The organism is Streptomyces diacarni (assembly GCF_003323715.1).
GTDB classification, from domain to species: domain Bacteria; phylum Actinomycetota; class Actinomycetes; order Streptomycetales; family Streptomycetaceae; genus Streptomyces; species Streptomyces diacarni.
Genome location: NZ_QOIN01000045.1, coordinates 42,241 through 56,908, shown reverse-complemented (window position 1 = coordinate 56,908; position 14,668 = coordinate 42,241). Strand labels below are relative to the sequence as shown.

Sequence of the window (14,668 nt, the reverse complement as noted above, 5' to 3'; positions counted from 1 at the left end):
CCTCGACGCCTCGACGCCTCGTGCGCCCGGTGCGGGCTCCCTGCGTAGCCGCTGCCGTACGCCTTCGTGCGTACAGGCGGGCCGCCGACGAGGCGCCAAAGCGAAAGAGCACCGTCCGAAGGACCCGAAGGGGGACGAACGGCATGTCCCAGCAAGCACTCACATCCGACACGGCGGCACGGAGGCTGGCCCTGCGGCTCGCTGTCGCGACGCTCGGCCAGTGGACCGACCGGGCCAGACGCGCGGCGGCACAGCGGCCCCCCGACCGGGTGCGGCGGCACACCGAAGTGCTCGCGCCCGCCGACCCGGCTCGGCGTTCCCCGCAGGCCGTCCCGGTCGCGGACGCGGCCCGCAAGCCGGCACACGCGGCACGGCACTCCGCCGGGGACCGGCCCGCGGAGGCGACGGGAGGGGGCCGCCCCGCCGACGGGACGCGCCGGCCCTCCGCGCACGCGGGCTCCGCCTCCTCCACGCCCCCCACCGTCTCCGCCGAGCATCCGGGCGACCCCGGCGTCCCCGTCCTGGCGCGGCTGGTGGCCGCCATGGGGGACGCCGAGGCCGCGGCGGTCGCGGCGCGCGCCGCCGCAGTGTGGGCCCGGGACGCCGGGCGCGGGCCAGGCCACCGTGGGCTGTTCGACGGCGGGCTCGCCGGGACGCTCGTCGGGTTGCGCCAGTGCGCCGTCCTGCATCCCGCACTGCACCCGGTGGCCGACCGGCTCAGGGACCGGCTGCTCGACCACCCGGCCCGCCCCTTCGCGGGCGGCGAGGCCGAGCCGCCCGGCCGTCCGAGGGGTGCGCCCGAGCGGTACGGGGCGGTCACCTTTCCCGACTACGACCTGATCGTCGGCCCGTCCGGCGTGCTGCTGGCGCTGACCGCCGACGGCCACGAGGCGAGGGGCACGCCGGGGGAGGCGGAGTCCGGCCCTGCCGCCTACGCGGCGTACGTCGCCTCCGCCGCGCGCCTCGCCGCCCTGTGCGACGGCGCGGAGTTGCCGGGGCTGCGCACGCACTACCCCGCGCACCCGTTGCTGGGCTGGCTGCACGGGCGGATCAACACGGGCATGGGGCACGGTGTCGCGGGTGTGACGGCCGCGCTCACCGCCGCCGTACGGCAGGTCGGGCCGCGTCCCGAACTGGCGGCCGCGCTGCGGAACACGAGCCGATGGCTGATGAAGGAGTCGTTCGACGACGCGCGGGACATCCGCACCTGGACGGGCTGCGGTCTCGACGGGCAGGCGCGGCCACCGGGTGCGCACGCGCGCCAGGCGTGGTGCTACGGGACACCCGGCGTCTCCTGGGCCCTGTGGGACGCGGCCGACGCGCTCGGTGACCCGGTGGGCGCGGCCTGGGCCGCCGCCGCCTTCCGTACCCTCGCCGACGGCTACCACGAGGGCTTCCACCTCTTCGGCGACCATCCAGGCGACCGGCTCGGGCTCTGCCACGGGGCGGCCGGGGTGCTGGCGGTGGCCGACGCGATGCGGCGGCACGGGCGGCTGCCTGCCGCCGCGGCCCTGCGGGAGAGGCTGCTCGGGCACTTCGTCGCGCAGGAGGACGAGTTGTGGTCGCTCGCCGGGGAACGGTGCGGTCTGCTCGGCGGCGCGGGGGGCGCCCTCGCCGCGGTGCTCACCGCCACGGGCGGCAACCGGGGCTGGCTGCCCTGCGCGGGACTGCGCTGAGCTGGGCCGCCCTGCGGGGGACTGCGCTGCGCGGGGCTGCGCTGCGCTGCGCGAGTGGGGCCCGGGCACGGGCTCAGCCAGGACGCGTGTACGTTACACGTATGAGTCGTTCCGTTTCGTGGGACCTGCCCGAGCCGAGCGGGGCGCGGCGGCAGCCGGTGCGTTTCGGATACGAGGTGCTGCGGGGGCTCGCGCAGGTGGACTTCATGCCCAACGCGGCGTGCGGCCTCTTCTTCGTCGCCGCGCTGTTCGCCGCAGGCTGGCGGTACGGTCTCGCCGGACTGCTGGGCACGGCAGTGGGCACGGCCACCGCCTACGCGCTGGGCGTCGACCGCGCACGGACGGCCGCAGGTCTCGAGGGGTTCAACGGCTGCCTCGTGGCGGTGGCGTTCGCGGTCTTCCTCGGCCCGGGCTACGCCTCGACGTGGCTGATGGCGGCGGGGGGAGCGCTCGTCGCCGCCGTGCTCACCGCCGCGCTGGTCAACCTGTTGCGCCCGTGGTCCATACCGACGTTCACCCTGCCGTTCTGCCTCGTGGCCAGCGTCGTGACCGTGGCGGCACCCGGCTTCCAACGCGTGTGGCACGAAGGGTCGTCGCTCTCGGCGCTGCCGCGTTCGGCCTCCGGTGACGCGTCGTTGGGGCTGGGGGGCGCCGCACACGCGGTGCTGGCCAACGTCGGCCAGATCTTCCTGATGCCGCAGTGGTACGTGGGGCTGCTCTTCCTCGCGGGGATCTTCGTCGCCGACTGGTTCGCGGGGCTGACCGCCTGCCTCGGCAGCGTGGTCGGCACCGCGACGTCCTGGGCGCTGGGCGCGCCCGCCTCCGACGTGGCCGAGGGGCTGCTCGGGTACAACGCGGTCCTGGTGGCGATGGCGCTGGGCGCCGTCTTCCTCGAACGCGGTGTGGCCGCGCTGGCGTACGGCGTGGTGGGCGCCGTGGCCTCGACGGTGCTGACCGTCGCGGTCACCTCCTTCTTCGCCCCCTTCGGCGGGCACACCCTCACCTGGCCGTACATCCTGACCACGCTCTTCTTCCTCGCCGCCGTACCGTCCTTCCCCCGGCTGCGCCGCACCTGACCCCGCCTGGGCCGCACTCGGCCGTCACGCGGTTCCTGACACCGCCGCTGCCGCGACCACCAGGTCCTGCCAGGCCATGCCGGTGCCCTTGAAGACGCGTGGACGGCCGTCCGCGAGGGGGTGACGGCCGCACACGACGTCGGCGAGAGGCACCAGCGACGCGGCGCGCAACGCGCCCTCCTCGACGGGGATCACGACGTCCCCGGCCTCCCGGAGCGCGGTCGCCGTGTCCTCGACCACCACCGTGCCCGAGGCGAGCGTGCGGGTGTCCAGTTCGCGGGCGCCCGGGTCGTGGGAGCCCATGGCGACGACCGCCGCGTGCGACGGCAGCGCGCGGCCGTCGAACAGCGGGGTGGCGGACGAGGTGCAGCAGGCGATCAGATCGGCGTCCGCCACGGCGTCGGGTGCCGCGGCCGACGCGGTGATGCCGGCCTCCTCGCAGCGCTCGGCGAACCGGTCCACGCGCCGCGGATCGCGCCCGACGACCCGCACGGCGCTCAGCGGCCGCACCTGGTGCAGGGCGACGGCGTGTGCGAACGCCTGCGGTCCCGTGCCGAACACCACCAGCCGGTCCGCGTCCGGCGCGGCCAGGTGGTCGGCCGCCAGCGCGGAGACCGCCGAGGTGCGCAGGAGGGTGAGGGCCTCCCCGTCGAGCAGGGCGGTGGGCCGCAGCGTCGTCGCGTCCATGAGCAGGTAGGCGCCCGTGACCGTCGGCAGGCCCCGCGCCGGGTTGCCCGGCACGACCCCGGCGATCTTCACCCCCGCGTGCTGTCCGTACTCCGCCGGCATCAGCAGGAGTTGTCCCGTGCTGGTGTCCACGCGGGAGCGGGGCGGTGTCGCGGCGACGTCCAGTCCGGCCCGCAGGGCAGCGCGGAGCGCCTCGACCGCCTCGCCCACGGGAAGCGCGCGGGCGAGAGCCGCGGAGTCGACGACGCGGAGCGCGTCGTCGGAGTGGGTGCCGGTCGGTCGCGGCACGGCGCTGCCCCCTTCGGCGGTGGGTGGTCGTTCACCCGAGCCTCCCACGGCGGGGCCGCGCCCCGCGCGCGCCACCACGCGTCGCGCCCGGACCTCAGCGGCCCGAGCCGGGCGTGGGGCGCAGGCGGCGCAGCCAGCGTTCCGTCTGGGACAGGTGGGCGCTGGCGGCGGCCGCCGCGGCCTGGGGGTCGCGGGCGGCGAGCGCGGCGATGAGGGCTTCGTGGCCGAGGTCGCTGGCGGTCCGCAGGGCGTCCGTCTCCTCGGTGCCGTAGACGCTGTAGTGGCGGCCGCGGGAGCGGAGGATGTCGCAGAGCGCGGCGAGCGTGTCGTTGCCGCTCGCCGCGCACAGGGTGGCGTGGAACTCGCGGTCCAGGTCGTGCAGTTCGTCGTCGTCCTCGGTCACCGACAGCCGCGCGTGGAGTGCGCGCAGCCGGTCGACGAGGCCGTCCTCGGCGCGGGCGGCGGCCAGGGCCGCCGCGTGGGACTCCAGGCCGCGGCGTACGTCGTACAGCTCCAGCAGCCCGTCCAGCGGCAGCACGTCGACCGTGGCGGCGAAGCCCGCGAGCATCTGCGCGGGCAGCAGCGCGGAGACGTACGTGCCGGAACCGTGCCGGGACTCCAGCATCCCGAGCGCCGCCAGTGAGCGGACGGCCTCACGCAGGGAGCCGCGCGAGACGCCGAGGCGGGAACAGAGTTCCGGTTCGGGCGGCAGCTGCCGGCCCGGGGTCAGTTCGCCGCTGCCGATCATGGCGCGCAGTCCGCGCGCCGCCGTGTCCGTCGCCGCCATGTCGCCCGTTCCGTTCCCGTCCCGATTCCCGTTCCGCCGCCGTGCCCGTGTACGCCCGTGCATGCCCGTGGGCGGGGTCTGCTGCCGCAGCAACGATGACACGCGCGCAGCAACGATGACACACGCGAGTCATCTGATGACTCCTCGTGGAGTCTTCGGGTCACGGAGCGGAATTTACTCGCTCACCCCTGTTGAGCGAGGGGAATGCCGTCTACCGTCCCGGGGAACGTCAGCAAGTCATCAGATGACTCAGTCATCAGACCACTCTGCGAGGCCGTTCTTCGTATGACCCCCTCCACCGAACCCGGCCACGGTGCCGGGCACCCGTTCGAGGACTGGGCGCTGGACCCGGCTGTCCGCCACCTGAACCACGGCTCCTACGGCGCGGTGCCGCGCGCGGCGCTCGCGGCGCAGCAGGCCCTGCGGACGGAGATGGACGCGGGGCCCGACCCGTGGTTCCGCGGGCTGCCCGAGCGGGTGGCGCACGCCCGCACGCGCCTCGCCCGCTATCTGCGCACCCCGCCCGAGGACCTGGCGCTGGTGGCGAACGCCAGCGCCGGCGTCAGCGCCGTACTGGGCAGCATCACGCTGCCGCCGGACTCCGAGGTGCTGCTGACCGACCACGCCTACGGCGCCGTCGTCTGGGCGGTCGAACGGGCAGCACGCCGTGCCGGAGCACGCGTCCGCACGGTGCACGTGCCGCTGAGCGCCACCGCTGAGGAGATCACCGCGCGGGTGGGCGCTGCCCTGGCCGCCGGGCCCGTCTCCCTCCTCGTCGTCGACCAGATCACCTCGGCGACCGCCCGCGTGTTCCCGGTCGCCGACCTGGTGGAAGCCGCTCACAGCGCGGGCGCCCGCGTGCTGGTGGACGGCGCCCACGGCCCCGGCATGCTCGCCGACCCCCTCGCCCACGCGGGCGCGGCCGACTACTGGGTGGGCAACCTGCACAAGTGGCCCTGCACCCCGCGCGGCACGGGCGCCCTGGTGGCGCGCGGCCCGCTCGCCCAGGAGCTGTACCCCGTCGTCGACTCCTGGGGCGCACCCGAGCCGTTCCCCCAGCGGTTCGACCACCAGGGCACCGCGGACCTCACCGCCTGGCTCGCGGCCCCCGAGGCGCTGGAGTTCATCGAACGCCGCTACGGCTGGGACGCCGCCCGCGCGCGGATGACGCGACTCGCCGACGAGGCACAGCGCACGCTCGCCGCGGCACTGGGCCGCACCGGGGATCTGGCCGCACTGGCCGCCTGCGCCGCGCCCGCCATGCGGCTGGTGCCGCTGCCCGCGGGGCTGGCCGCCGACCAGGAGGCGGCGCACGCGCTCCAGTGCCGCGTCTCCGCCCGCACCGGCTGCGACGTCGCCTGCACCACCTGGAGAGGGCGCGGCTTCCTGCGGCTGTCCGCGCACCTGTACAACGACCCCGCCGACTACGCCCACCTGGCCGAACTGCTGCCCGCCTGCCTCGCCGAGTGCCGGGCCGGCACGGAGACCACCGCCCACGCCCACGCGCCCGGCGCCCAGGCAGCCGACGCCGCCCACGGGGACGCCCACGCCCACGCGCCCGGCGCCCACGTGGACGCCCAGGACTAGGAGGGGCGCGTGCGCACCAAATCGATCGAAGCGACGCTGCGGGACGCCGAGCGCCCCGGCACCCGGCTGAACCGCTCGCTGGGGCCGCTCCAGCTGACGATGATGGGCATCGGCGTCACCATCGGCGGCGGCATCTTCGTCCTGACCGGCACCGCGGCCGCCAACTACGCCGGACCCGCCATCGCCCTCTCCTTCGCGCTGGGCGCCTTCGTCTCCGGGCTGGTGGCCCTGTGCTACATGGAGTTCGCCAGCACGGTGCCGGTCGCGGGCAGCGCCTACACGTTCGCGTACCTGTCACTGGGCGAGCCGGTCGCCTGGCTGATCGGCTGGGACCTCATCCTCGACATGACGATGGGCGCCGGCGCGGTCGCCGCCGGATGGTCCCAGTACGTCACCGACTTCCTGGCCACCTTCGGGATACGGCTGCCGGAGTCCATAGCCGGACCCGAAGCGGCCGTCAACGTGCCCGCGGTCGCCGTCATCCTCGTGCTCACCGCGATCCTGGCCGCCGGTGTGCGCACCACCTCACGCCTCAATGTGGCCATGACACTGGTCAAGCTGGCCGCCATCGTGCTCTTCCTGGCCGTCGGCGTCTCCCACGTCGACCCGGACAACTGGGCCCCGTTCGTACCCGAGCCCCGTCCCGCCGGAGCCGAGGGCGGCTTCTGGGAGCAGCCGCTGCTGGGCTGGGCCGGGATCAGTACCAACGCCACGTTCGGCTTCGCCGGCATCCTCACCGGAGCCGCCATCGTGTTCGGCTCGTACTCCGGCTTCGACATCATGGCCAGCAGCGCGGAGGAGGCCAAGCGCCCGCAGCGCACCCTGCCGATCGCACTGATGGCCACGGTCGCCGCCTGCGCCACCCTCTACGTCACCGTCTCCCTGGTCGTCACCGGGATGCGGCCCTACACCCAGCTGGACAACGCCGCCCCGGTGACGGGCGCGTTGGAGGCCGCGGGCGAGGACTGGGCGGTGCGGATCGTCGGCGTCGGCGCCATCTGCGGGCTGACGACCGTCGTCATGATCATGCTGCTGGGGCAGAGCCGGGTCTTCCTCGCGATGAGCCGCGACCGACTGCTGCCCGGCTGGTTCGCGCGGGTCCACCCGGTCACCCGCAGCCCGCGCCGGATCACCTGGACGCTCGGCTGCATGGTGGCGCTGATGACGGCGCTGCTGCCCATCCAGGACCTCGCGGAACTCGGCAACATCGGGATGCTCACCTCCTTCATCGCCGTGTGCGTGGGCGTCATCTACCTCCGGCGCCGCCGCCCCGACCTGCCCCGCGCCTTCCGTACGCCGTGGGTCCCGGTGCTGCCGCTGGTGGCGCTGGTCCTGTGCCTGGTCCTGGTGGGCAGCCTGCCGCTGATCACCTGGGCGCGCTTCCTGGTGTGGATGGCGGTGGGCGTCCTGATCTACCTGCTGTGGGGACGCCACAACAGTCGCGTGGCGACCGGCGCCACGGAGCCGCCCGGCGCCCCGGACACGAGGGGCGCCACGGCCACGAGTCTCCCCGACCCGGCGGATCCGGTGGCGGATCCGCGGGCGGACCCGGTGGCGGACTCGTCCGCGGGGGAGGGGGCGAGCGGGGAGCCAGGCCGGTGAGGGCGGGCGAGGGGGCATGGCGAGCGCACGCGGGGGGAACGCGGGCGGACTGAGCCACTCCGAGGAAAGCAGGTGCCCGCCATGCCCGAGGCCATCGCCTTCGCCACCTACGGCGATCCCGAGGTCCTCCAGCCGACCGGTATCGACATCCCCGAGCCGGACCCCGACCAGGTGCGGATCGCGGTGCGGGCCGCGGGCGTCAACCCGCTGGACTGGAAGATCCGGAGCGGCGCCATGGTCACCGCCATGCCCGTCACCCTGCCGCACATTCCCGGGCTGGAGTTCGCCGGCACCGTCGAATCGGTGGGCGACGGCGTCAGCGACCTGTCAGCGGGTGACGAGGTCTTCGGCCGCGCACCCGGCGCCTACGCCTCTCTCCTGCTGGCCGACACCGCGCAACTGCGGCGACGGCCCGACGACCTGGACGTGCGGCGGGCCGCCGGGCTGCCGGTCGCGGCGGAGGCCGCACACCGGGCCCTCACCGAACTGGAGATCGCGGCGGGGGAGACCGTGCTGGTCCACGGCGCGGGCGGCGCCGTGGGCAACCTCGCGGTGCAGTGCGCGCTGGAGCGTGGTGCGCGCGTGGTCGGCACGGCGGGCGAACGGGCGCGGGAGCGGCTGACGCGCCTGGGAGCCACCCAGGTGACGTACGGGAACGGTTGGCCTGAGCAGGTGCGGGCCGCCGCCCCCGGCGGGGTCGCCGCCGTACTGGACGCCTCGGGCGCGGACGTGCTGGGGGAGTCCGTGCGGCTCGCGGGCGGCCCCGCCAGGGTGCTGACGCTCGCCGATCCGCAGGCGGCGCAGACGTTCGGCGTGCGCTTCTCCTCGGGCGGCGCCGGCGAGGACCGCACAGGTGAGGCCCTCGACCGGGTGCTGGCCCTGCACCGGCGGGGCACGCTCGACGTGCCGCTGCACGAGCCGATCCCCCTCGCCGAGGCCGCGCGGGCGCACCGCGCCGGCGAGGCGGGCGGCCTGGACGGCAAGCTGGTCCTGACGGTGGAGTGAACCGCGAGTGGCGCCATGCGGCGCCACTCGGCTCCCCCGAGGCCTCGAACGCGGCGCCGCTGCCCCTGTTGCCGTTCCTCTCCGCGCGTGCGTCCCGGTCGACGCGGTGCCGGGCCGGCTCCGGCCGATCGGCCGGGTCGGCTCTTCTCCCGTCCGCCGGGTCGGCGGACGCCCGGCCGCTCCGGGCGCGCGGTGGCGCCGCGCCCGCCTATCGAAACGTTTCCGTTTCGCTCATCGGTGCCGTATGGTCGTGAGAAGTACGAAACGGTTTCGTACCGCTGGAGGTGCCAGAATGACGTCCGTGGCAGCGACGCGGCGCAGCAGAATCACTCCGGAGCGCGAGGCGGAGCTCTACGACGCCGTGCTCCAGCTGCTGCGCGAGGTGGGGTACGACGCGCTCACCATGGACGCCGTCGCCGCCGGTACGCACTCCAGTAAGGCCACCCTCTACCGGCAGTGGGGCAGCAAGCCCGAGCTCGTCGCCCGCGCGCTCAAGCACGGGAGACCGGGCGCCGCGCGGGGCGTCGCCGACACGGGCTCGCTGCGCGGCGACCTCAGGGACGCCATCGTGCACGCGTTCGATGACTGTCGGATCGAACAGGACGCCGCGCTCATGCGCGGCGTCGGCCGCGCGGCGCACGACAACCCCGAACTGCTCAGAGCCCTGCGCGAGCTGCTGATCGAACCGAGCATCGCCGACCTGCGCGTGATGCTCGACCGGGCGGTGCGGCGGGGCGAGATCCGCTCCGACAACCCCGCTCTCGACCTCGTGCCGCACATGCTCGTCGGCGCGCTGATCAGCCGCGAACTGATCGACGGACACGCGGCCACCCAGGACTTCCTGGCCACCTACCTCGACGCCGTCGTGCTGCCCGCGCTGCGCGCCTGAAACCGGCACCACACCTTCCCGCCCGCCCCACCCGCACCCCCGGGCCCCGTGCGTCCAGCGACGTGCGCACCGGCGCCTCGCGGGTCCCTCATCACCTCTGGAGTTCCACCCGTGGCAACCTTCCTCTCCCGCCTGGGGCGGCTCGCCTTCCGGCGGCGCGGCATCGTCGTGCTGCTGTGGGTGGCGTTGCTCGCGATAGCGGGGGCGGGCGCCGCCACCGCGCCGCCCGCCGCCTCCACCTCCTTCTCGATTCCGGGCACCGAGGCCCAGAAGGCCTTCGACCTGCTGGACCAGCGCTTCCCCGGCGCCAACGCCGACGGCGCGACCGCGCGCGTCGTCTTCGACGCGCCCAAGGGTGAGAAGATCACCGACGCGGCCAACAAGGCCGCGGTCCAGGACGCCGTTTCCGCGCTGAAGTCGGGTTCCGACGAGGTGGCCAGGGTCATCGACCCGTTCACCGGCGAGGCCGTCAGCAAGGACGGCGAGACCGCCTACATCTCGGTCAACTACAAGGTCAGCTCGATGGAGCTGTCCGACGACACCCGCGACGCGCTGGAGAAGACCGGCGAGCACGCGCGGGACAGCGGCATGACGGTGGAGATCGGCGGTGACGCGCTGAGCACCATCCCGACGACGGGCGCCGGCGAGGTCATCGGCGTGGTGGTGGCCGCCGTCGTCCTGGTCGTCACCTTCGGCTCGCTGGTCGCCGCAGGGCTCCCGCTGCTGACCGCGCTGATCGGCGTGGGCATCGGTGTCTCGACGATCACCGCGCTCGCCAGCGTGATGGACCTGGGCTCCACCACCTCCATCCTGGCCATGATGATCGGCCTGGCGGTCGGCATCGACTACGCGCTGTTCGTCGTCTCCCGCTACCGCGCCGAACTCCACGAGGGCCGCGCGCGGGAGGAGGCCGCGGGGCGGGCCGTCGGCACGGCCGGCTCCGCGGTGGTCTTCGCCGGTCTGACGGTCATCATCGCGCTGGTCGGACTGGCGGTCGTCAACATTCCGATGCTCACCAAGATGGGCGTCGCGGCGGCCGGCACCGTCGCCATCGCCGTGCTGGTGGCCCTCACGCTGATCCCCGCGCTGCTGGGCTTCGCGGGCAGCCGCATCGTCGGCCGCAAGGCACGCAAGCAGGAACGCGAGCAGGCGCGGGACGCCGACGCCGAGAACGCACAGGGCGCACAGACCGCACCGGGCGCACGGGCGACCGGAGCGGCGGAGAAGGCCGGGCAGCCGGCGGCCAAGGAGCCTGCCGGCACCCGCTGGGCGCGGTTCGTCCAGCGGCGCCCCGTCGCCGTGCTGCTGGCCGGCGTGGTAGGCCTCGGCGTGATCGCCCTGCCGGCCACCTCCCTCGAACTCGGCCTGCCCGACGACGGGTCGAAGCCGACGGACACCACCCAGCGCAAGGCCTACGACCTGCTCTCGGACGGCTTCGGGCCCGGCTTCAACGGCCCGCTGATGACCGTGGCGGACGCCCGGGGCAGCGACGATCCCAAGGCCGCGGTCGACCACACCGTGCGGGAGCTGTCCCGACTCGACGGCATCGCCGGAGTGGCCAAGCCGCAGTTCAACAAGGCGGGCGACACGGCGATGATCACCGTCGTCCCCGACTCGCACCCGTCCTCGACGCAGACCCAGGACCTGGTGCACGACATCCGCGACACGGGCGCCGAACTGAGCCCCAAGACGGGCGCCGACGTCCTGGTCACCGGGTCGACGGCGATGAACATCGACGTGTCGCAGAAGCTGAACGACGCGCTGCTGCCGTACCTGGCGCTGGTGGTCGGACTGGCGTTCCTGCTGCTGATGGTCGTCTTCCGCTCCGTGCTGGTGCCGTTGAAGGCCGCGCTGGGCTTCCTGCTGTCCGTGGTCGCCGCGCTCGGCGCCGTCGTCGCGGTCTTCCAGTGGGGCTGGCTCGGCGGACTGTTCGGCGTGGAGCAGACCGGGCCGGTCATGTCGATGATGCCGATCTTCATGGTGGGCGTGGTCTTCGGCCTCGCGATGGACTACGAGGTGTTCCTGGTGACCCGGATGCGGGAGGCCTACGCCCACGGGGAGTCGGCGCGGGAGGCCGTGGTGACCGGGTTCCGGCACGGCGCGCGGGTCGTCACCGCGGCCGCCGTCATCATGATCGCCGTCTTCTCCGGGTTCATCGGCTCCAGCGACTCCATGGTGAAGATGATCGGTTTCGGTCTCGCCGTGGCCGTCTTCTTCGACGCGTTCGTCGTCCGCATGGCGCTGGTGCCCGCCGTCCTCAACCTGCTGGACCGGCGCGCCTGGTGGCTGCCGCGCTGGCTCGCCAGGGTCCTGCCCACCGTCGACGTCGAGGGCGACAAGCTCCGCGACGAGCCCGCCGCCGCGCTGCCGGACCAGGGCGGCGCGAGCGGCCGCAGCGAGGAGGCGGAGCCCGCCACGCGGAGGTGAGCGGTCGCCTTCCTCCAGCGCGACGGGGGCGGAACCGGGCCGGTCGCGGCCCGATTCCGCCCCCGTTCGCGGTGCGGGGGGACAGGATGGAGCCATGGATGTGGCCGAGCTCGTTCTGCGGTACGTCGAGGCCGTGGTCTGGCCCGCGGTGACGCTCGTGGTGGCCTGGTGCCTGCGCGACTACCTGCGGGAGGCGTTCGCGCGCATGACGCGGATCGAAACGCCCGCAGGGGCCATCGAGTTCGAGGCGGAGGCCCGGCAACTGCGCGAACGCGCCGAGGAGATGGTCCAGCAGCACCCCGACGCGCGCACGCCCGCCCCGGGATCCGCGCCGTACGGGGGCCCTCCGGCCACGACACCCTCCCGGACGCCGCCTTCCCCTTCCCCGTCGTCCCCGTACCAGCAGCACCCACCCCCAGGGGGCCCGTACGAGCAGCCCCCGTCGCCCCCGGCGTCTGAGATCCCCGTGGCGGCGGACTTCCGTGACTCCTGGGCGATCGTCGAAGCCTCGCCCGTCGGGGCGTTGGCGGCGGCCTGGGCAGCGCTGAGCGCGGGACTCGACGCCGCGCTGCCCAGGCCGCCCGCAACACGCGCGGACCGCGGGTCTTCCGCGCTGCTGCGGCAGCGGCTGGGCCTCGCCGGCGCCGCGCCCGCGACCCTCGCCGTCTACGAAGGACTGCGCCGCCTGCGCGACGCGGCGGTCGACGACGGCGCCCCCGTCAGTACCAGCGCCGCGCGCCACTTCCTCGCCGGATGCGAACGCGTACTCGGTCAAGTACGCAGGTAGCGGCCGTACCGGACGAGCGGGGCGCCGGGAGGCGGGGGACCGGGCACGGCCAGGGGCACGGACTAGGGTGGGCGCGTCGCTTCGATTCAGTCGTACGTAGGGGGACCCATGACCGTGATACCGGACGCGCACAGCGCCGAACAGCACACGCCGGCGCCCGCCGCTCAGAACCGCGCGGCCCGGGGCAAGCGGCGCAGGCTGCGCTCCTCGACCGTGGTGCTCGGCAGCATGGGCGCCCTCGCGGTGGCCTTGTCCGGATACACCTCGGAGCCCGACAAGCGCTGCGTGGACCCCGACAGTTACGACGCCGTGCGCGGCTACCGCATCCTGCCGCCGAGCCAGTGCGAGACCTCGGCGACCACGCGGCAGGCGGCCTTCCCCGCCGCCGCCCCCGCCACCGCGGAAGGCCGCGGCACCGAAGGGGCCGGCACGGCCTGGTACTACGGCGGGCGCGAGGACGACGCGCGCGCGAAGGACGGCACCTTCATCCACGCCGCGGCCGTCGAGCGGGCCGGCTTCGGCTGCGACGACGATGACGACGGGTACGGCAGCAGCAGCGGTGGCGGGTACGGCGGCTGACCCGGGCGCGCGGCGCACGACGAGAGGGCCGGCATGGACCGCCACACCATCACCCCTCGTCCCGGCTGGCGGGAGACCGTCGAGGAACAGGGCTGCATCTACCCGCTGACCCGGTACCCCGACGGCTCCTTCCGCCCCTACTGGGACGAGAGCGCCTACTACTCCTTCACGCTGCCCGAGGTCGAAGCCCTCGAGGAGGTCGTCGAGGAACTCCACGCCATGTGCCTGCGGGCAGCCGCGTACATCGTCGAGGAGAACAGGTTCGCCGACCTGGGCATCACGCAGCCGGCGCTGATCGACCGGGTCGCCGAGGCCTGGCGGCGACGCGAGGAGGTGCCCAGCCTCTACGGCAGGTTCGACCTGCGCTACGACGGGCGCGGCGAGCCCGCCAAACTGCTGGAGTACAACGCGGACACGCCGACCTCGCTGGTGGAGGCCGCCTCGCCGCAGTGGTTCTGGATGGAGGAGTGCTTCCCCGGCGCCGACCAGTGGAACTCCTTGCACGAGCGGCTCGTCGAGGTCTGGAGGAAGCAGGCGGCGCTGCTGCCGCCCGGCGCGCCCGTCCACTTCGCCCACTCGGCGCGCGACGAGTTGGGCGAGGACCTGATGACCGTCGCCTACCTCCAGGAGACCGCCGAACAGGCCGGTCTGGAGACGGTGGCGATACCCGTGGAGGAGATCGGGTGGGACCGGCTCTCGGGCCGGTTCGTCGACCAGCGGCTGAAGTTCGTCCGGGCCTGCTTCAAGCTCTACCCGTGGGAGTGGCTGGCCTCCGACCGGTTCGGGCGCCACGTGCTGGAGACCCTCGACAACGGGGGCGGCACCGGCACCACCCTGTGGATCGAGCCGGCCTGGAAGATGCTGCTGTCCAACAAGGCGCTCCTGGCGATCCTGTGGGAGCTGTATCCCGGCCACCCGAACCTGCTGCCGGCCTATCTGGACGGTCCGCGGGAGCTGGCGACCACGACCGGCTGGGCGGCCAAGCCCCTGCTGGGCCGCGAGGGCGCGGGTGTCACCCTGCACGAGCCCGGCACCGCGCCGTCGGCGCGGGACGAGCCGTGCTGCTACCAGGCGCTGTGCCCGCTGCCGGAGTTCGACGGCAACCGCACGGTGCTCGGCACCTGGGTCGTCGACGGCGAGGCCGCGGGGCTCGGCATCCGCGAGTCGGCGGGCCTGGTCACGGACGAGTACGCGCGCTTCGTGCCGCACGTCATCCGCTGATCCGGACGCGTGCCGCACGTCTTCCGCTGAGCCGGGACCGAGCCGGAACCGGCGGGC

General features: G+C 74.4%; 12 protein-coding genes. 10 read left to right on the top strand and 2 right to left on the bottom strand.

Annotated elements, in window-relative coordinates:
- The first annotated feature begins 143 nt into the window (after positions 1-143).
- A complete protein-coding gene (locus DTL70_RS16170) occupies positions 144-1,676 on the top strand; it encodes a lanthionine synthetase LanC family protein (RefSeq protein ID WP_245979406.1) in 1,533 nt (510 codons plus the stop codon).
- Positions 1,677-1,777: 101 nt separating this feature from the next.
- Positions 1,778-2,752 (top strand): urea transporter, encoded by a 975-nt coding sequence (locus tag DTL70_RS16165; protein WP_114022644.1) that lies wholly within the window; start codon positions 1,778-1,780, stop codon positions 2,750-2,752.
- A gap of 24 nt (positions 2,753-2,776) precedes the next feature.
- Here DTL70_RS16165 and DTL70_RS16160 read toward each other — a convergent pair whose 3' ends face one another.
- Positions 2,777-3,727: an ornithine cyclodeaminase family protein gene (locus DTL70_RS16160; RefSeq protein ID WP_114022782.1), complete on the bottom strand. Its 951-nt coding sequence runs from the start codon at positions 3,725-3,727 to the stop codon at positions 2,777-2,779.
- 94 nt (positions 3,728-3,821) lie between these two features.
- Positions 3,822-4,514 carry a FadR/GntR family transcriptional regulator gene (locus tag DTL70_RS16155; protein WP_114022643.1) on the bottom strand — a complete coding sequence of 231 codons (693 nt, stop codon included), beginning with the start codon at positions 4,512-4,514 and terminating at the stop codon, positions 3,822-3,824.
- Positions 4,515-4,799: 285 nt separating this feature from the next.
- Between DTL70_RS16155 and DTL70_RS16150 the strand changes: the two genes are divergently transcribed.
- The 8 genes from DTL70_RS16150 to DTL70_RS16115 all read left to right on the top strand — a co-directional run bounded on the left by DTL70_RS16150 (position 4,800) and on the right by DTL70_RS16115 (position 14,611).
- Positions 4,800-6,101 (top strand): aminotransferase class V-fold PLP-dependent enzyme, encoded by a 1,302-nt coding sequence (locus DTL70_RS16150; protein WP_114022642.1) that lies wholly within the window; start codon positions 4,800-4,802, stop codon positions 6,099-6,101.
- A gap of 9 nt (positions 6,102-6,110) precedes the next feature.
- Positions 6,111-7,703: an APC family permease gene (locus tag DTL70_RS16145; RefSeq protein WP_114022641.1), complete on the top strand. Its 1,593-nt coding sequence runs from the start codon at positions 6,111-6,113 to the stop codon at positions 7,701-7,703.
- An 81-nt stretch (positions 7,704-7,784) separates the two neighbouring features.
- On the top strand, positions 7,785-8,708 hold the full coding sequence (locus DTL70_RS16140) for an NADP-dependent oxidoreductase (protein WP_114022781.1): 924 nt from the start codon (positions 7,785-7,787) through the stop codon (positions 8,706-8,708).
- Between the two features lie 292 nt (positions 8,709-9,000).
- Positions 9,001-9,597: a TetR/AcrR family transcriptional regulator gene (locus DTL70_RS16135; RefSeq protein ID WP_114022640.1), complete on the top strand. Its 597-nt coding sequence runs from the start codon at positions 9,001-9,003 to the stop codon at positions 9,595-9,597.
- 111 nt (positions 9,598-9,708) lie between these two features.
- Positions 9,709-12,024 carry an MMPL family transporter gene (locus DTL70_RS16130; protein ID WP_114022639.1) on the top strand — a complete coding sequence of 772 codons (2,316 nt, stop codon included), beginning with the start codon at positions 9,709-9,711 and terminating at the stop codon, positions 12,022-12,024.
- A 94-nt stretch (positions 12,025-12,118) separates the two neighbouring features.
- Positions 12,119-12,811, top strand: a complete 693-nt coding sequence (locus tag DTL70_RS16125; protein WP_114022638.1) for a hypothetical protein — start codon at positions 12,119-12,121, stop codon at positions 12,809-12,811.
- A 108-nt stretch (positions 12,812-12,919) separates the two neighbouring features.
- The gene (locus DTL70_RS16120) at positions 12,920-13,390 is read left to right on the top strand and encodes a hypothetical protein (RefSeq protein WP_181860947.1); all 471 of its coding nucleotides are present in this window, start codon (positions 12,920-12,922) and stop codon (positions 13,388-13,390) included.
- Between the two features lie 33 nt (positions 13,391-13,423).
- On the top strand, positions 13,424-14,611 hold the full coding sequence (locus DTL70_RS16115; RefSeq protein ID WP_114022637.1) for a glutathionylspermidine synthase family protein: 1,188 nt from the start codon (positions 13,424-13,426) through the stop codon (positions 14,609-14,611).
- Positions 14,612-14,668 lie beyond the last annotated feature (57 nt).